The sequence below is a fragment of the Sphingobacterium sp. UBA7038 genome, assembly GCF_002494055.1.
Classification (GTDB): domain Bacteria; phylum Bacteroidota; class Bacteroidia; order Sphingobacteriales; family Sphingobacteriaceae; genus Sphingobacterium; species Sphingobacterium multivorum.
The window spans coordinates 284,982-303,915 of the sequence record NZ_DLAV01000013.1 but is presented as its reverse complement, the minus strand read 5'-3'; the positions used below and the strand labels follow the sequence as shown (position 1 = coordinate 303,915).

General features: G+C 39.1%; 16 protein-coding genes. 11 read left to right on the top strand and 5 right to left on the bottom strand.

From position 1 onward, the window contains the following. Nucleotides 1-173 precede the first annotated feature (173 nt). The 3 genes from pyrR to B3H30_RS08325 all read right to left on the bottom strand — a co-directional run bounded on the left by pyrR (nucleotide 174) and on the right by B3H30_RS08325 (nucleotide 5,547). Nucleotides 174-737 carry a bifunctional pyr operon transcriptional regulator/uracil phosphoribosyltransferase PyrR gene (gene pyrR / locus B3H30_RS08335; RefSeq protein WP_070561239.1) on the bottom strand — a complete coding sequence of 188 codons (564 nt, stop codon included), beginning with the start codon at nucleotides 735-737 and terminating at the stop codon, nucleotides 174-176. A 246-nt stretch (nucleotides 738-983) separates the two neighbouring features. Continuing rightward, nucleotides 984-2,384, bottom strand: coding sequence for an APC family permease (locus B3H30_RS08330; RefSeq protein WP_236560287.1), 1,401 nt, complete (start codon nucleotides 2,382-2,384; stop codon nucleotides 984-986). Between the two features lie 148 nt (nucleotides 2,385-2,532). Beyond that, nucleotides 2,533-5,547 carry a DUF2723 domain-containing protein gene (locus tag B3H30_RS08325; RefSeq protein ID WP_286833890.1) on the bottom strand — a complete coding sequence of 1,005 codons (3,015 nt, stop codon included), beginning with the start codon at nucleotides 5,545-5,547 and terminating at the stop codon, nucleotides 2,533-2,535. An 810-nt stretch (nucleotides 5,548-6,357) separates the two neighbouring features. On the opposite strand from B3H30_RS08325, the gene B3H30_RS08320 reads away from it, so the two are divergent. The 3 genes from B3H30_RS08320 to pth all read left to right on the top strand — a co-directional run bounded on the left by B3H30_RS08320 (nucleotide 6,358) and on the right by pth (nucleotide 8,976). After that, nucleotides 6,358-7,314, top strand: coding sequence for a ribose-phosphate pyrophosphokinase (locus B3H30_RS08320; RefSeq protein WP_046672755.1), 957 nt, complete (start codon nucleotides 6,358-6,360; stop codon nucleotides 7,312-7,314). A gap of 421 nt (nucleotides 7,315-7,735) precedes the next feature. Further along, the gene (locus tag B3H30_RS08315) at nucleotides 7,736-8,332 is read left to right on the top strand and encodes a 50S ribosomal protein L25/general stress protein Ctc (RefSeq protein ID WP_046672756.1); all 597 of its coding nucleotides are present in this window, start codon (nucleotides 7,736-7,738) and stop codon (nucleotides 8,330-8,332) included. A gap of 80 nt (nucleotides 8,333-8,412) precedes the next feature. Continuing rightward, a complete protein-coding gene (pth, locus tag B3H30_RS08310) occupies nucleotides 8,413-8,976 on the top strand; it encodes an aminoacyl-tRNA hydrolase (protein ID WP_286833889.1) in 564 nt (187 codons plus the stop codon). Between the two features lie 68 nt (nucleotides 8,977-9,044). Here the strand turns inward: pth and B3H30_RS08305 are convergent, their stop codons facing one another. After that, nucleotides 9,045-11,255 carry a M56 family metallopeptidase gene (locus B3H30_RS08305; protein ID WP_070561241.1) on the bottom strand — a complete coding sequence of 737 codons (2,211 nt, stop codon included), beginning with the start codon at nucleotides 11,253-11,255 and terminating at the stop codon, nucleotides 9,045-9,047. Nucleotides 11,256-11,259: 4 nt separating this feature from the next. After that, on the bottom strand, nucleotides 11,260-11,622 hold the full coding sequence (locus B3H30_RS08300; protein ID WP_046672759.1) for a BlaI/MecI/CopY family transcriptional regulator: 363 nt from the start codon (nucleotides 11,620-11,622) through the stop codon (nucleotides 11,260-11,262). Nucleotides 11,623-11,957: 335 nt separating this feature from the next. Between B3H30_RS08300 and B3H30_RS08295 the strand changes: the two genes are divergently transcribed. The 8 genes from B3H30_RS08295 (at nucleotide 11,958) to nuoK (ending at nucleotide 18,933) form a co-directional block, all read left to right on the top strand. Further along, nucleotides 11,958-13,328 carry a hypothetical protein gene (locus B3H30_RS08295; RefSeq protein ID WP_070561242.1) on the top strand — a complete coding sequence of 457 codons (1,371 nt, stop codon included), beginning with the start codon at nucleotides 11,958-11,960 and terminating at the stop codon, nucleotides 13,326-13,328. Between the two features lie 5 nt (nucleotides 13,329-13,333). Continuing rightward, a complete protein-coding gene (locus tag B3H30_RS08290) occupies nucleotides 13,334-14,341 on the top strand; it encodes an SPFH domain-containing protein (RefSeq protein WP_070561243.1) in 1,008 nt (335 codons plus the stop codon). A 126-nt stretch (nucleotides 14,342-14,467) separates the two neighbouring features. Then, nucleotides 14,468-14,713 carry a hypothetical protein gene (locus B3H30_RS08285; RefSeq protein ID WP_070561244.1) on the top strand — a complete coding sequence of 82 codons (246 nt, stop codon included), beginning with the start codon at nucleotides 14,468-14,470 and terminating at the stop codon, nucleotides 14,711-14,713. A gap of 189 nt (nucleotides 14,714-14,902) precedes the next feature. After that, nucleotides 14,903-16,189: a citrate synthase gene (locus tag B3H30_RS08280; RefSeq protein ID WP_046672763.1), complete on the top strand. Its 1,287-nt coding sequence runs from the start codon at nucleotides 14,903-14,905 to the stop codon at nucleotides 16,187-16,189. Nucleotides 16,190-16,441: 252 nt separating this feature from the next. Then, nucleotides 16,442-17,515, top strand: coding sequence for an NADH-quinone oxidoreductase subunit NuoH (gene nuoH / locus B3H30_RS08275; protein ID WP_046672764.1), 1,074 nt, complete (start codon nucleotides 16,442-16,444; stop codon nucleotides 17,513-17,515). Nucleotides 17,516-17,518: 3 nt separating this feature from the next. Beyond that, entirely contained in the window at nucleotides 17,519-18,082 is a 564-nt protein-coding gene (locus B3H30_RS08270) for a NuoI/complex I 23 kDa subunit family protein (protein WP_046672765.1), read from the top strand. 3 nt (nucleotides 18,083-18,085) lie between these two features. Beyond that, on the top strand, nucleotides 18,086-18,628 hold the full coding sequence (locus B3H30_RS08265) for an NADH-quinone oxidoreductase subunit J (protein WP_070561245.1): 543 nt from the start codon (nucleotides 18,086-18,088) through the stop codon (nucleotides 18,626-18,628). Next, entirely contained in the window at nucleotides 18,625-18,933 is a 309-nt protein-coding gene (nuoK, locus tag B3H30_RS08260) for an NADH-quinone oxidoreductase subunit NuoK (protein WP_046672767.1), read from the top strand. The genes B3H30_RS08265 and nuoK overlap by 4 nt, the downstream gene beginning before the upstream one ends. Nucleotide 18,934: the final 1 nt, after the last annotated feature.

Genomic DNA, 18,934 nt, shown 5'->3' with positions numbered 1-18,934 from the left:
TATTCAAATATTTACTAATCATTTTTTTTCTGAAAGTGTCTGATCTTATTGGCCAGAAAGAACCTTCAGTTTGCTTTCATTGCTGTTGGCGTCTGCGAAGTCATGAAGGTTTTATTGAAAGTGCCTGTTTCCAAAGGTCAACAATAACCTTCAGTATCGTCATGACACCGCTATTAATCGCTAGCTGACGCCTTCTTTTCTGTAATCAAGATAATACTATCCTGATCCTCTGATTCTTTCCAGTTAACAATTACTTTTTGTGAATCAATAGAATCTACCTGTATTCCGATATAATCGGGCTGAATAGGGATCTGTCTAGAAAACCGGCGATCGACCAAAACAAGCAATTCTATTCTTCTTGCACGGCCAAATGCCTGCACAGCATCCATTGCCGCACGAATAGTACGTCCTGTCCATAAGACATCATCTATAAAGATCACCTCTTTACCTTCTACAATAAAATTGATATTTGTGCTATTTGCTAAGATTGGACCAGTATTCCCTTTCGTACGGAAGTCATCGCGATAAAAGGTAATATCCAAATCGCCAACTAAAATCTCTTTTCCGATCATTTGTTCAAGCTCTTTGACGATGCGTCTCGCTAAGAAAGTTCCTCGGGGTTGAATACCTATGACGACAGCATTTGAAAAATCACCGTGATTCTCAATCAATTGACGACATAGTCTTTGAATTGTGATTTGAAATTTTGGTCCGTCTAATAAAATCGACTGTTTCATTATGGGAATGTTTGAGCAAAGCTACACTTTTTTTAACAAAAACGAAGCCATGAAGGGCAATTAATTTCAATATTTGCATCCAACTGGCACAATAACAAAAAGTGATTTAAACAAAGATTATCTTCCTTTCCGGGAAATTTACAAAGCCATTATTCCAGCACATTACCAGATTTTGAAGTTATATACAATACGCATTGCCAACCATTTACAGCAAATTCCATAACATCGAAATGCTATAGGTAGCGACTATTCATCTAGCTCGGCACGTTTATTATTCCGTGCAAAAAAATACACTGGTACACCGATTAATACAAGTATAAAGCCTGGCCAGGTATATTGTGGCTTATAGATAATTAATAATACACAAAATACGGTACCTATCAACAGGTACAAGATTGGTGTAATCGGAAAGAGGAAGGTTTTGTAGGAACGCTCCAAATCCGGTCTCCGGATACGTTGAATAATAACGCCCAGCACTGTAATCATATAGAATATAACAATAACAAAAGATATCATATCCAGTAAATTGCCATATTGTCCGCTCAGGCAAAGTAAGGAAGCCCAGATTCCCTGAAGCCATAACGATCGTGCGGGCACATCATATTTGTTATTGGGAATCGCCTGCTTCAGAAACAATCCATCTTTTGCCATGGTCTGAAAAACACGCGCTCCGGACAGCGCAAGTCCATTAACACAGCCAAAGGTCGAGATCATAACCAGAATCGCCATCGCTATCGTGCCCGTATGTCCTAATATTTTTTCAGCCGCCGCTATGGCAACACGATCATTTGCCGCAAAAGCAATTTCCTCTCTATTTAATGCCGCTAGGTAAATGTAATTACAGCTTATATAGAGCAACATCACCAAGCTCGTCCCGATAACCAATGCCCGAACAACATTACGCTGCGGATTGACAATCTCTCCGGAAACAAACGTTACATTTTCCCAGGCCACACTACTAAATACCGAACCTACCATTGCAGCAGCTAATGCCCCCATCAGTACGCCCCCCGAGATCTGCGACCAGCCAGCACCTTTCAAATTTTGAAAAGAATCCCAGCCATAAGCCATATTTTCTGAAAAATGATTTTCCTTAATCAAGAACAGACCGCCTAAAATCAGTAAAACCAGCGCAATGATTTTTGCTGAAGTAAAGAAAGATTGAACAGCTTTTCCACTCTTGATCCCTCTTGTATTGATAAAGGTCAGGAGAATAATAACACCCATAGCGACAATCTGTATCCAGGTAATCTTAAACTCTCCACGCTGAAATAGCGGCGCTGCATCATTTAACTGCGGAATAAGGTAGGCTGTAAACTTACCAAAGGCTACAGCTACAGCTGCTATCGTTCCCGTTTGAATAACTGTAAATAAACTCCAGCCATATAAAAAGCCAATTGGCTTCCCAAATATTTCTGTCAGATAGGTATATTGTCCCCCAGCCTTCGGATACATAGACGACAATTCGCCATAGCAGATTGCCGCCGCAACAGTTGCTAATGCGGTCAATAACCAAACTATCGCCAACCAATATCCGGATCCCAGCTGCCGCATCATATCACTCGATACAATAAAAATACCGCTTCCGATCATCGACCCCATGACCAGCATAACTGCATCCCACAATTTTAATTGACGTTTCATCATAACTTAAGGTTGGTTTTATATGGTGTTAAGCTAAGAAAAAATAATCAAAAAAAAGCCGCCCTTTCCTACATCGCATCAAAAAGTGTTTTTCCTTTCGAATACCTGTAGTAAAGGGCAGCTCCTTCGGTTAAAATGATGTCTCTAATTGTTACTCAACACCATACTGTTGTTTATACGATTTTTCTAAATCGGTCACTTGCTGTAGCAATTGTTTTTCCGAGGTAGAGGCCAAGATACTCTTATAGGCACCCAAAGCACGTAATGCTGTACCTATATTTGAATATTCCAGCTCAGGCTTCGTTTGTGCAATATCCTGATACCAACGCATGTTTTGGGTCATAAACTTCAGATTACGGTTTACGATTTCATTTGCACGCTTCGTTTCACCAGTTTCATACAACACATTGACAATTGGAATATAGCCTAAAATATCACGCATCAAATAAACACGTTTTGGCATTTTCTCAAAGGTTTCAACAGCGACTTTACGCGCCTCATCCTTATGACCTTCCATCATCAACTGTGTCGCTGTACTGCCCATTACCGTATTTGTAATCATGGTAATCATGCGGTAAGATTCAGGATCCAGGTAAGAAGCATGTGCCATATTACCCCATTGGTATTTCGTAGTAATGTCTTTATAAGCAGACTGTGTATCAACCAATGTACCTTCCGCCCCGGCAGGAGTTGCAATCGGCATTAAACGCAGTGCAAAGCCCTCTTGGACCAGATATTTATCTAAACCAAGGTAGTTATCATTTGGAACTGTTGCCGCAAAATAAATTGGACGTTTCCAATCGTTATTCAACAATACGTTTAAGATTGATAATTCTGCCCTAGAGATATAATTTCTATTGTAGGTCCAGCTCATGGTATCGACAATAGATTCTTGCCAAGCTTTAGGAACGACATTATTTTTCAGAACAGATTCTTTATTCACCGGAAGGCTAAAGTTTTTGGTTGGCAAGAAGTTTTCAAACTTACCACCTCTCAATTCCAATTTGTTCTTCTGGTCGTCAGACAATAAAATCTGCATGATCAAATCCAGATCCACATGTCCGGGAACCTTCATATCCTGATAATAAAGCACTTCGCGAACGCCTTTTTTGAATTTTTCGTCATCGATATTGATCGGTAAACCTTCGGCCTGATTCACTTTTTGCTTCATCTGGCGCATATACCAGTCCGAACTCAATAAACTTAAGTTCACCACGCGTACATCTGGACGATAATTTTCAACTTCCTGTACATACCACAAAGGATAGGTATCATTATCGCCGTAAGTAAATAAAATCGCATTCGGTGCACAAGATGCTAAATAGTTTTTCGCTAAATCACGTGCAGTTGTTTTCTCCGAACGATCGTGATCATCCCAGTTTTGGAAGCCCAGCAATACCGGAGCACCCAATAAACAAGCAACTGTAGCAGCACCGGCCGCTACTTTACCATCCACTTTTTTGCTTAAATAATCCGCGATAGCGAAAACCCCAAGCCCGATCCAGATGGCAAAGGCATAAAAAGAACCTGCATACGCATAGTCACGTTCCCGCGGTTGAAGCGGACTTTGATTTAAATATAAAACAATTGCTAATCCTGTAAAGAAAAACAACAACCCCACAATTCCCGCATCACGTTGTCTCTTTCCAAAATGCCAAAAGGCACCGATTAGACCGATGATCAAAGGCAAGAAATAATATTTGTTATTCGAAGGATCAGTCTTCAATGAATCTGGAATGGCATTTTGTCCACCGACATGCATTTGGTCTACAGGTTTAGCACCTGAAATCCAATTACCTTCTGTGAATGATCCTTGACCTTGTTGGTCATTCTGACGGCCTGCAAAATTCCATAAGAAATAACGTCCGTACATGTGTCCAATCTGATAACTGAAAAAGAATTTCAGGTTATCGCCAAAAGTCGGCGACTGTCCTTCCGGGATTTTTAAGTAATCACGATAATATTCAATATGTCCCTGATCTCGTGAACTGTAGACACGCGGAAAAAACATGGTTTTATCGTATTTATAATCCATGCCGTTCTCCACTTTTGTATACTTGTCCTTGTCTTTTCTGTACGTATACGTCGGCTCGGCATCAACTACCTGCGCATCAAATGTAGGTCCGTTTAAAAGAGGCTCACTTGCATATTGCTCACGACCAAGATAACTTACAAAAGAAAATGCATTATCTGGATCACTGTTATTTAACGTCGGATTTGCTTTTGCACGTACCATAATCATGGCAAAAGAGCTATAACCAAAAATGATAAATGCTGCACTGATCAAGATCAGATTTAGCATCGGTTTGACCTTTTTGATTGAATACCAGATACCATATACGAAAAGAGCCACCGCTAAAATCATGAATAAGTTAAATCCAGTACCGAAGCCCATTCCCAGACTATTCACAAAGAACAGGTCAAAATAGGCTGCCGCTTTAACGGTGTATTGAATGATACCCCATAAAATGAGCGCCAAAACAACGACACCGATCAAGAAAGCTTTGATGGCTCCTGATGACGTGACTGTTTTCGAACGTTTAAAATAGATCACCAAAGCTATTGCCGGGATCACCAAAAGGTTCAATAAGTGAACACCTATAGAAAGCCCCATCACGTAAGCGATAAAGATCAACCAACGATCTGAACCAGCTTCATCGGCGTGGTTTTCCCATTTTAGAATTCCCCAAAATACAACCGCCGTACATAAAGAAGACATGGCATATACTTCGGACTCTACCGCTGAGAACCAAAAGGTATCCGTAAATGCATAAGCCAATGCACCAACAGCGCCCGAGCCGAATATTTTGATTAAATCGGTTGATGTATATGATCCATCAACACCCTTTACAACGATTTTCTTTGCTAAAGCTGTAATTGTCCAAAATAAAAACAAAATGGTCAGACCACTACATACCGCCGATCCTACATTCATCCAGAACGCAATTCGTGTAACATCTCCACCGGCAAGGTTTGAGAATATATTTTGAATCATTAAGAATAAAGGTGCTCCTGGCTGGTGCACAATTTGAAGTTTAAAGGCTGAAGCGATAAACTCGCCACAGTCCCACCAGCTCGTCGATCGTTCGGCAGTCATGACATACGCTAATGTTGCTATTAGCGCACATATCCATCCTAAAAGATTGTTGATTTTAGTATAGTTCATAAAATGATAACTGTAAAAAGTATTATAATACGGCTCGAAAATAAGGATAAGTTAATAAGAAATGAACTTTATTCTGATTTTTTAACACATATTAATTGAAAAAATTTCATTACGCGATCTAATATTGGCAACAAAGAAAGCACGTCCAAGTATACTTGTACACTTTACAACGTGTTGATGGGATCTCCTTACCGAAAAAAAAGGTTAGCACACTGAATTTTCAGGAGCAAACAAAAATTATTTCTTTGAAAATCAGCCCTAATACACTTTTGAGTTCATTTTTATTTGCAGAAATAAGAATAGTCCGTATATTTGCATCATCAAATGTGAACGACATCATCACGATAGCAATCACTTTTGAATTGTTTGTCCGATAGTATAAGGGTAGTACAACAGTTTTTGGTTCTGTTTGTCTTGGTTCGAATCCAGGTCGGACAACAAACAATAGAAAAGGCTTGCAAATGCAAGCCTTTTCTGCGTTATATGCAAGGCTTATTATTTATAAAAGGGTTTAGATTTTTTTAAATTTACATTTTGATTTTTAAAACAAATCTCTATCTTTGCGTCGTCAAAAAGAGAAAAGCGGAAACGTTGACTTTTTAGAGACATTGTCCGATAGTATAAGGGTAGTACGACAGTTTTTGGTTCTGTTTGTCTTGGTTCGAATCCAGGTCGGACAACTTTTAAAGTTAAGGTATATGGATTGTGAAAACAATCCATTTTTTTTAATGTTTAACTTTAAAAAACAGTAAGGGAATAAAAATATTGAATAAACGACAATACAATAACCCAACATAAATATACAAAACCATGCCTTTGCAATTCAACACGGTTAAACTATTTGCAGGTTCTGGCACTACAGAACTAGCCGAAAAAATCGCACAATCTTACGGGAAACCACTAGGAGACAAAACATTATCGCGTTTTAGCGACGGTGAGATTCAACCATTCTACAATGAATCAGTTCGCGGAAGTGATGTATTCATCATCCAATCTACCAACCAACCTACCGACAATCTTTTTGAATTATTATTGATGACAGATGCAGCGAAGAGAGCTTCAGCGCATTATATCACAGCGGTAGTCCCTTACTTTGGTTTCGCAAGACAAGATCGAAAAGACAAACCAAGAGTTGCTATTGGCGCAAAAATGATCGCCAATCTGTTGACTGCAGCTGGTATCCACCGTATCATGACAATGGACCTACACGCAGCACAAATCCAAGGTTTTTTCGATATCCCTGTTGACCATTTGGATGGTTCTATCATTTTTGTCCCTTACATCAAATCGTTAAAACTTCCGAACCTAACGATTGCTTCCCCAGATATGGGTGGCTCATACAGAGCGCGTACCTTTGCTAAATTTTTCAATGCAGAAGTTATTATCTGTGACAAACGTCGTAAACGTGCAAACGAAATCGAATCGATGTCTATCATCGGTGACGTAACAGGTCAGGACGTTGTTTTGATCGATGACATCTGTGATACTGCTGGTACACTTTCAAAAGCAGCAGCACTTATCATGGAAAATGGTGCAAAATCCGTAAGAGCCGTTTGTACACATGCAGTGTTATCCGGAAAGGCATATGAAACAATTGAAAACTCGGTATTGTCAGAAATGATCGTAACAGATACCATTCAATTGGATCCAGAAAAAGCAAAACAATCGACTAAAATTAAAGTATTATCAACGGCTGATTTATTTGCAAAAGCAATCACCAGTGTAAATCAACACTCTTCAATCTCTGATTTATTTGAAGTAGAATAATCTTTGCGTTTTAGATCCTAGATATTGGACCTTGGTACAGAAAGCATTCAGCTCAGTGGCCAAGGTCTTTTTTTTTATAGCTTTTTTATCTCGTACACAAGTTAACAATTGATTTATCTCAATTCCTATATTAGCAGGGGATTTAAAGGGGGATTACAAGGGGATAACAGGGAAATAACAGGGGGNNCCCCCTGTTATTTCCCTGTTAAACGAGCTCTATACCGGTTTTAATATAAGGGTTGATATTAATTTGATCATATATTAGGCTAAACCAAGTAGCGTTGAATAGGTCTGTTCATAGACATGGAAAGATTAAGGACCTTGAATAAGTGCCTGTTCTCGAACCAATAACAATCGTATTTTTTTGATAATATCAGAAATTAGATTATCTTTGCACCTCAAATTTATAAAAAATTAAAAGATGAAATCAATTGCTATTAGCGGTTCTGTAAGACAGAACGTAGGGAAAAGAGATGCAAAAGAATTGCGTTACCAAGGTTTAGTACCAGCAGTACTTTACGGTGGTACAGAGCAAACAGCTCTTTCTGTATCCGCAGCTGATTTGAAACCAGTTCTTTACACTGCAGACGTAATCATTGTTGAATTAAACATTGACGGTCAAACTAAAAGAGCTATCGTTCAAGACGCACAATTCCACCCATTAACTGATTTAGTTACGCACGTTGACTTTTTAGAATTATTTGATGATAAAGAAGTATCATTGAATATCCCTATCAAATTAACAGGAACTTCTCCAGGTGTTAAAATGGGGGGTAAATTAGTTCAAAAATTACGTAATTTACGCGTAAAAGCATTACCAGCAAACTTGCCACAAGAAATTGCCGTACCAATGGAATCTTTAGAAGTTGGTAAATCAGTTCGTGTAGGTCAAATTCAATTGGAAAACGCAAAAGTATTGAACAATGCTGATGATACAATCGTATCAGTAATCATGTCTCGTGCATTGCGTCAAGCTGAACAAGAAGCTGCTAAAGCATCTAAAGGTGGTAAAAAATAATCTGAGCAAGATTTTAAAATACTACAGAAAGCACCGAAATTCGGTGCTTTTTTTGTTTATTAAATTTCTATTTTTGCAGCATGAATTATCTTATCGTTGGATTAGGCAACATTGGCAGTGAATATGCCGATACACGACATAATATTGGTTTTATGGTTGCCGACGAGCTGGTTAAACAGGCTGGCGCCAGTTTCTCCTTGCTCAAGTTGGCCTACTATAGCGAATTTAAGCAACGGGGGCACAATGTTACTGTGATTAAACCTACAACTTACATGAACTTAAGTGGCAAGGCCGTCAACTACTACATGCAACAATGCAAAGTTCCAATTCAGAATGTATTGGTGATTGTAGATGATCTGGCCATTCCATTTGGCTCGCTACGCATGAAACCCAAAGGAAGCAGCGCCAGTCATAACGGACTTAAATCCATAGAACAGCTTTGTGGCGGACAGGTTTATCCGCGCTTACGTTTCGGTATTGGCGATAATTACCCAAAAGGTAGACAAGTCGATTATGTACTAGGTCCTTTTGACAAAGAGGAACAAGCTGAACTACCGGCTTTAATTGACCATTCTGTTAAAATGATCCAGAGTTTTATCAATATCGGCATCGAGCTGACGATGACAAATCTGAATACAAAATAAGTCAGAAAAAGCCGAATATATCGGCTTTTTCCTGTGTAACTCTTGTGCTTTTATTGTATCGACCTTGTCTATTTCTTAATCGCTTCACCTTGTTCCTTCCCCAACTCAGTCTTAATTACTTTTCTCACTTTTCCCGATAGACGGTCCTTTACATCAGAAGATATTTCAGGGTGTTCCTTTACATAAGACTTGGTGTTCACAATGATGACGCCATTATCCGCCTGATCACCATATAGTGCAGTAGCATTTTGATCTTTTAAGATCGTAATGTTATCAATTGTATTCGGATCCAAATCTTTGATTTTTTTGTCTGCGGCAATTTCTCCGTCGACAACAAATAGTGGATTGCCCTTAGCTCCATGAACTCTGCGAAATTTAATATTACGGGCAGCGACTTTTCCAGATCCATCATCTGTCAATCGGATGATATTTCCAGGGATTCCCTGCGCTCGGCCCTTGAGCTCGGGTTCGTTCGCATCTTCTTTTTTATAACCCATTACAACAACTTCCGAGAGGTTTCCATTCACCTTCATCTTGTCAACGTTACCTGCATCTTCTTTTTTATCATAAGTAAAAGTAAGGGTCTGATTTGTGATCTTTGGTGAACCATTTTTCTTCAACTTAACAAGAATAACTCCGTTCTTCCCTTTTTCACCATATATTGATGCAGCATTATTTTTAATCACATCAATCGATTGGATTTCCGTCCCCGGAATGGCAGACATAATGGTTGAATTAACTTCCTTTCCTTCCACAATATAAAGCGGTTCACTTCTAGGGTCTGCATTGGCACGAACCTCTATCCCAATAGTATTTCCTTTCAATCTAGTCGCGTCTTTACCAATATGAGCTCCTTCTTTCAATTCCACTTCAAGGATGCCATCTTTCCCAACATCTTCACCATACTTATCAATAGCAGCCTTACCCTGTAATACCGAGACTGACGCTATAGCATTTGGATCGATATCATCTACAGTAAACGTTTTTTCCTGCACAATACCATTCATAACACAGCGCAATTTCTTTTGCGCTATATCCGAATGTTGTTGCATCTCGACAGTATTGGCCAAAACTGCTCCGCCAGCAATATCAATTGAAGACTTCGTCCGATACTTGATCAGATCACTATCATTCGAAAACCAGTACTTTGCCAGTTTTCCTTCAGGAATAGCCAAAAACTCTGCTTTAGAGACCAATTTATTATCCACAAAATACTTTTGATCTTTAGAGAAATCAATAGCGGATCTCTTGATTTCCGTAAAATCTTTTGTCTCCACTTGATGTGCTTTAGCCAAAGTATCCGTTAACGAAGTAGCCTTCATATTTGATTGATCTGTCTGAGATCTTAAATCAACTGTTGGCAACGGAATAGGTAATACAGTTTCATTTGCCTTCTCAACGACCCCCTCAATACTACCCTCCGCTTTACTTACTGTAAATGCTGCTCCCGTCAACAAAAATATGGGTAAAAGAAAGGCGTATTTACTAAGCTCTATTTTCGATGATCGCTTCTTGTTCATCATCATAATACGACGTTTTAAAAGTTTAAAATTAAATTGATTGCTCAATCCTACTGAAGTGCCCTTTTTGGACACATTCAATAGGCTGTATTGGTACGTCTGCTTGTCAATTCCTTTATCGAGAACCTGTTGATCAGTCAAGAACTCCAAATTTTGGCGAATGGCCCTGCGCATGAGCCAGACGAAAGGATTGTACCAACAACACACCAATATCATTTCAAACAATAAAATATCCAAACTGTGAAGGCCTTTCACATGAATATCCTCATGCTTAAAAATATCTTTTAGCTCAGCATCCAGATGCTGGTCTTTGTTGACATAGATTTTATTCAAAAACGAAAATGGAACAATAGGAATCAGGACATTCCGGAATAGGTACGTGCGCCATTGATCGGACCTCGAATTCAGATGGATCCGTAATAAACTCACTAATTGGAATACAAATTTTAAGAACAATAAAACGGCACCGGCCACAAAAACGATTTCCACCAACCTTCCTAATGTCAGCTGCCGTTGAACCTCCGGTTCCATCATATAAAGCGAAATCTGCTCGCCTACCACCCCTATATTCAATCCACGCTGTACAAACAAAGACTTTAAATCCAAAAATGGATACAGGAAAGCAAATAGCCCCCCTACTAAGAAGTAGGCTCTATTTAAAAAATAGAACGTCAAGCCTTTCAACAGTCCAATATATCCCAGATAGATAATACCCAACAACAGATTGACTTGTATAATATAGGTTAGTAGACTTTCCATGCGATTAAGATTTATTATGCTTAATCATGTCCATAATCTCCTTTAACTCATCGGCGGTCAGTTTTTCTTCCTGTACAAAAAAGGAAACCATTTCCTTATAGGAATTTTTGAAATAATCGCCCACAAAGGAATTCATAAACTTAGCCTTATAATCTTCCTCACTCACCATCGGCTCATAGCGTTTGGCATTGGCGTAGCGTACTGCCTTCACAAAAGCCTTGCGCTCCAGATTCTTTACTGTCGAAGCCAAAGTCGTATAAGGCATCTTCTCACCTTTTACATTATCCAAGATCTCTTTTATAAAACCTCCATTGAGGCTCCAAATCGATTGCATTGCCTGCTCTTCCTGTGCTGTTAATTTTTCCATATCTTTATCTTCCTTTTTCTAATCTACTACTAATCTACGAATAATTCGTAAATACAAAAAATATTTTTTATTGCCTTTGTGATCTTCACGCAAATAGGGACTTTGTAACCCCTTAAAAAAAAGAAATAGCTCATTTCCTGCGCATTTAAACTCAAATCCGACGAATATAAGTTAGCTGGCAAAAAATTTGTTATACGTTTATTTTAATTCTAAATTCATTCATAAATCGCTTCATCAATGGAAAGAACAGGATATTCACTGTGTAAAATTGATAGCAATCAGTCGCACCGTTCACTCCAAAAGGAGATGGTTTAACACAAATACAAGAAAGATAAATGGCTAAAAATATCAAAGCGATCAAATGTCCGCATTGTGGCAGTATAAAAATTACCACATTACGCCCCGACTATTACAAATGCGACAGCTGTGGAACTGAATTTTTTCTGGATAGTGATGATATCAATATCAATTACAACTATAACTACCCACGCAACAACCAAGATCAATATAAAGCCATACGGATTGTATTATTTGCTGTTGTGGGCTTTATTGCGCTGATGTTTGTCATTGGAGCCCTAAGTGCTCTATTTTCCAAAAAGCCAGCGCCTAATTATTCAACTTACAGCACTTCCAATACAGCAGAGAAAAAAGAAGAAGCCCAACCGCTGGAATGGAATTACGCAAGCAACACGCTATTTTTGGATAAAGATAATACGCCACATATCGTCGTCGTCGGTAATGTCGGAACCTTCAGGGGTCGAATGAACGAAGGCAAGGACAATAAGGTTTATATTGGGCTCTTCGACCCAAAAACTGGTAAGAAAGAATGGGTTAAGACTTTGATGGAAACTCCCGTCGAACTGTCGAGCAGCGACGTCAAACTTCAGGTATTTGAAGATCAGCATCTTTATATCATCGTCAAATCCAAATATATTTATCAGCTGGACAGAAATACACTCACTTATAAAAGTGTCCTAGAGAACTATGTAAAAGATGCTCCATCTTTAAGCACAGGCATCGCTAAAGTTGAATTTAAATACGAAGACTATGGCTCTGCCTATCAGATTGTCAACAATGAAGGACAAAACCTAGCTTATTACCCCTTAATTAACAAATCTATTCCCGATAAACAACTGTACGATGAAAGAAGGAAAAAGCTGCCCAACCCAACAACAAAAACGGAATTCACCTTTTCAAGTAAATCAAGTTATTACCCAGAAGAAAAAATTCAGTTAATCCAGTACAGCTACCAATATCAATATGGATTTCCCAAAGATAGCCCACGCTTTTCCTGGGATAAGGATTACGGCGGATCAGGTATTTTTACCGACCGCGATCCATACAAAAAGGTCTTGATAAATCCATGGCAATTTAAAGGAGCCCGTCTGATCAGTTTCAAAGACTTTACACCGGGCAGACTTTACTTCCAGCCCGTAGTGGTTGCTCAAAATGACAAAATACTTCTCATTGCGTATAAACCGACACCTGCTGAGGACGACCCCTTACAGATCCAGTTGCTGGATATAACAACGGGGGCCATACAAAAAACGATCAGCACAGACCTAAAGTCCATTTATGGAAATGGATGCCTGTTAAAGGATGGTTTTATTGTAAAAGACGGTAGCAACTATTATTATTTTGATAATAATGGCAAACAAATCAACAAGTTTGAAGGGTATAACCCCAAATTCGACACACTAAATTAAACACTATGGGACTATTTAATCTTTTTAACAACCAGCTTTCTGAGGTCATTGAGTGGAAAAACCAGGATCCCCGAATATTATGGTATAAATTTCCATCTGAAAGGAATGAGATCAAAAATTCCAGTAAGCTGATCCTTGCTCCAGGGCAGGGCTGCATCCTCGTCTACGAAGGAAAAGGTGAAAACTTGCTGACCGAGGCAGGCACATACAATCTGAAAACGGACAACCATCCATTCTTTACTACTTTAGCACGTTTGCGGCAAAACTTTGAATCAGAACATAAGCTCTACATTTACTTTTTCCGTACAGCCGCTATCGTCAATCAATCTTGGGGAACGGGAACACCTATTAAATATATCGACCCCCATTACAATTTACCGATAGAAATTGGCTTGAATGGTACATTCTCTTACCTCATCAAGGAACCGGTACATTTCTATAAAAACATTGTGGCGAATCAAAATACGGTTAGCACAGCTGATATTCAAGACATCATCAATAATCGGATCCCCCAACAAATTATTGCGCAGATTGCACAAAAGAAACTGGGTTACAATGAGATTGACAGTCAACTGGGATTACTTTCCAACGACATCAAGACCGCGGTTACACAAGACTTTAATGATCTTGGCCTCGACATTACGGATTTCAAAATCCTAGGAACTCAATTTGATGCCAATACACAACGAAGAATTGGAGAAATCGCCGATTTAAGCACACAAAATCAAGCAGCGCTACAGGCAGGTCTGAGCTATGTTGAATTAGAAAAATTACGGGCACTACGCGACGCAGCTAAAAATGAAGGCGGAATTGCAGGTGTAGGTGCACAACTGGGAGTCGGTATGGAACTCGGAAAGCAATTCGACCTTCAAAAAGAGGAGATCAAAGATCATATTCAGCAAGAGGGTGACTTTGTCGAGAAACTCCAAAAGCTGCAGCTGCTGCTTCGTGAGAATATCATTACCCAAGAAGAATTCGACACATTAAAAAAACAGATTCTCAATAAAATCTAGTGTATTACGGGAGATTCAACCTTAAAAGTGATAGCTATCCCATGAGACCTTTTAAAATGTAAATCGGTACGATTCAGCTCAATATACTGAGGTCAATCCATTCACAACCCATAAATTAATTCCGCTATGAAATATATATTCGGCATATTATTCACACTGGTGATCCTTTTCGTTGCTACCTATTTCCTTTTGGGACTTTGGGGCATTAAGCTATTGGAGGCGGAAAACTTCAGCAAAATATTGTGGACTACAGGAATTTTGACACTAACGTCCATTATTCTGGTTTGTTTTGTCATACTACCTTTTTTCGGATCGGGCAAACACGGCAACTACCAAGACAAAGGAAAGGTTGCGCAACGAAAAATAGATTGATATTTTTGCAGAATAAGATAATGTTAAATTTGAATAAATTATTTGCTTATTTAAGTAAATAATTCGTGAATATTATCCAAAATGACGCAGTCATGTCATTTTAATTCCAAAAGAACTTTCAATTTTAAATATCAAATAGTTAAATTTGTGAGATTAGCATAACAAATCAGATATAAGATATATATAAACATGTCAGATAAAGCATCTATAAATTTAGACGGCACTTCGTATGACCTTCCGGTCATTGTCGGTACTGAAAATGAAAAAGCAGTTGATATTTCGAAATTAAGAGATCTAAGCGGATTTATTACGTTAGACCCAGGATACAAAAATACAGGTGCAACGAAAAGTGCGATTACTTTCCTTGACGGTGAAAAAGGCATATTGAGATATAGAGGATATCCAATTGAACAATTGGCAGAGAAATCGACTTTCTTGGAAGTTGCTTATTTGTTGATTTATGGAGAACTTCCCAAAAAAGAGGTATTGGAAAAATTCAGAGCTGACATCAAAAAGCAAATGATGATTCACGAAGACATGAAAAACTTCTTCGCTGGATTCCCATCCAAATCTCACCCAATGGGCCAACTTTCGTGTTTAGTAGGCGCATTATCGGCATTTTACCCAGAATCTTTAAATCCTAACTTAACTGACGAAGAAGAGGATCAAACGATCATCAATCTTTTGGCAAAAATGCCAACGATCGTTTCCTGGATTCAAAAGAAATCATTGGGTCATCCTGTCGTTTATCCAAAAAACAACCTTGGTTACATTGACAACTTCCTAAACATGCTGTTTGGAGAAGTGAATGATGAAAAAACATTCGATCCTGTGGTGATTGACGCCATGCACAAATTGTTGATTTTACATGCTGATCATGAGCAAAACTGTTCAACATCTACTGTTCGCATCGTTGGTTCATCCAATGCAAACCTTTATGCATCTGTTGCATCGGGTATCAATGCATTATGGGGACCATTACATGGTGGTGCAAACCAAGCTGTAATCGAGATGTTGGAGGCCATTAAAAATGATGGTGGTGATGCTGAAAAATATCTTGCTAAAGCAAAAGACAAAAACGACCCTTTCCGTCTGATGGGATTCGGTCACCGTGTTTACAAAAACTTCGACCCTCGTGCTAAGATCATCAAAAAAGCATGTGATGACATCTTGGAAAAATTAGGCGTTCAAGATCCGGTATTGGATATCGCTAAAAGACTCGAAGAAGCAGCATTGAATGACCAATACTTCATCGACAGAAAACTTTATCCGAATGTTGACTTCTATTCAGGTATCATCTACCGCGCATTAGGTTTCAAAGCAGATATGTTTACCGTATTATTTGCTTTAGGCCGTCTACCAGGATGGATTGCACAATGGAAAGAAATGCGTGAAAACAAAGAGCCTATCGGTCGTCCTAGACAAGTATACGTTGGCCACACAGAACGCGACTACGTTGAATTTTCAAATCGCTAATCCGATTTCGATTTATATCCTTAAAAAGCATCCCTCGGGGATGCTTTTTTTATTTCTACCCCAACCAACATGGAGAACTTTACAGCTGTCCGAAACCACCCACTCGAACACTATAGGATGCACCGTCGTTACGTTATTGTCACGATAATCTACTTGTTAAGTATATTTTAATTTTTCCTTATCTAAATTCCCTGTTTTTCGTTAAGTTTGCGTATTCATTGGTCTCTTATTAAAAATCATTATAAATAAGACTTGTTAGAAACAATACTACATATCTTGGTTCCCATTGCTATTTTCACTTTTATAGCAGCCTTTACCTTATTTGCAGTATATGCCGAGCGTAAGATCGCGGGATTTGTACAAGATCGTCTAGGACCGATGGAAACAGGAAAGTATGGCAGTCTCCAAACGATTGCCGACATTCTCAAATTATTACAAAAAGAATTAATTACCCCCTCATCGGCCGATAAAATACTCTTTAGAGTTGCTCCTATCGTTATTTTCGTTGCTGTATTTACAGGTTTTGCCGTTATTCCCTGGGCCAAAGATTTTATCCCAGCGGATACACATACAGGCTTGTTCTTTATTATGGCCATCATCTCCATTGATGCTTTGGGCATTTTAATGGCAGGTTGGGGATCTAACAACAAATATTCTTTATTGGGTTCCATGCGTGCCATTGCACAGATGGTATCCTATGAAATACCGGTAGGCCTTTCGCTGATTGCTGTAGTGATGCTAACCCAGACCCTAAATTTGAATGAAATTGCTATTGGACAAGGAATTCTAACTCATGGAAGCATTAAATTCTTTGGTTTTTGGGAAGTCAATGAGATCGGAGGCCTTTTCGCCTGGAACATCTTTCAGGCCCCACATTTGATTATTACCTACATCATATTCTTTATTGCTACCCTTGCCGAGTGTAATCGTGCACCCTTTGATATCCCGGAAGCCGAATCTGAATTAGTTGGTGGTTTCCATACAGAATATGGGGGCATACAATTTGCCTTTATCTTTTTGGCCGAGTATGCCATGATGTTTTTGGTATCGATGTTGGGAGTTGTTCTCTTCTTAGGCGCTTGGAATACACCATTACCAAACATAGGTGCAATACGCTTGGCCGATTGGACCACAGGTTTAGTGTGGGGAATATTTTGGACATTAGCCAAATCATTATTTATTGTTGGTATCCAAATGTGGATTCGATGGACATTACCACGGTTACGTGCAGACCAGCTGATGAGTTTATGTTGGAAAGTATTGACACCGCTGGCTTTTCTTTGTATGGCCATCTCTGCAATTTGGCGAATTTTAGTTATAGCATAGGATATGATATTTAAAACAGCTTCGCATGCATTTCGTACGGCAATCAAGGGTTTATCTTTGACTGTTAAGCACTTGTTTGGTGCCCGACGTTCGCGAACAGAATTGAATATCAAGAAAGACAATTACTTTGATCAACAAGAAGGTATTGTCACCGTACAATACCCGCGTGAAAAAATGCCAATCCCCGAAGTTGCCCGCTATCAATTGCAAGTCGATATCGAGGACTGTATTGTATGTGATCTATGCGCAAAGGCTTGTCCTGTCGACTGCATCGAAATCGAAGCCATCAAATCACCGGAAGCGATTGGAAAAACTTCCGATGGCAGCGTTAAAAGACTATATCCGGCCAAATTCAATATTGATATGGCCAAATGTATGTACTGTGGCCTTTGTACTGTGGTATGTCCGACGGAATGTATTACCATGACCAATGAATATGACCGCAGTTCTCAAAAACTGACCGATCTTATCTATGGTTTTTCAGATATGACCGATAGTGAGGTCGCACAGCGCAAAGCAGAGTGGACCAAGTTTCAAGCTGAAAAGGAGGCAGCAAAGCAAAAATAAAAGATGGAAAGTATTTTATTCTACGCCTTTGCTACCCTAGCAATCGGTTCAGCACTTTTACTGGTCAATCTTAAAAATATCGCGCGTGCATTGTTCCTGTTTTTTATTGTGTTATTTGCTATGGCAGGACTCTACTTATTTGCTTTAGCCGATTTTGTAGCTATCACGCAAATTATGGTGTATGTCGGAGGCGTGCTCATATTGATGTTATTTGCCTTTATGCTCTCCAACAAAGAACTCCTGAAAGACCTTCAGGATAGCAGCGGTTCATTCTTAACCATGCCTAAGTGGCAGACGGTTCCCATCGTACTTGGCTTTCTATTGCTTATGCTATACGGCATTGTTGAATGGCAACAAGCACCATCTGCGTGGATTTTACAAGCTAGGGAAAATAACACCGAGATTGTCGCAACAGATAATAACATTCATCAGATTGGTTTACGTTTTATGACCTTTTACGTTTTACCATTTGAAATTATATCCGTGTTTTTGATGATGGCCTTGATCGGAGCCTCACATCTATCCAGAAAGGAGCGTACAATATGATTACGCTGACGCATTTCTTAGTTGTCAGTGCCTGCATCTTTTGCATTGGTCTTTATACTGTACTTTCCAAGAAAAATGCGATCATGATTCTGGTGGGTATTGAATTGATGATCAATGCCGCCATCCTGAACTTTGTTGCTTTTGGAAAATACGACAAGGTCAGTTATGGTGGGCAAATTTTCGCATTATTTGCCATTGTTCTCGCAGCGGCTGCAGTCGCTGTTGGATTGGCTATTGTATTAAATGTCTATCGGCATTACAAAACCATTAATCCGGATGAGATAAACCAATTAAAAGACAAATAAG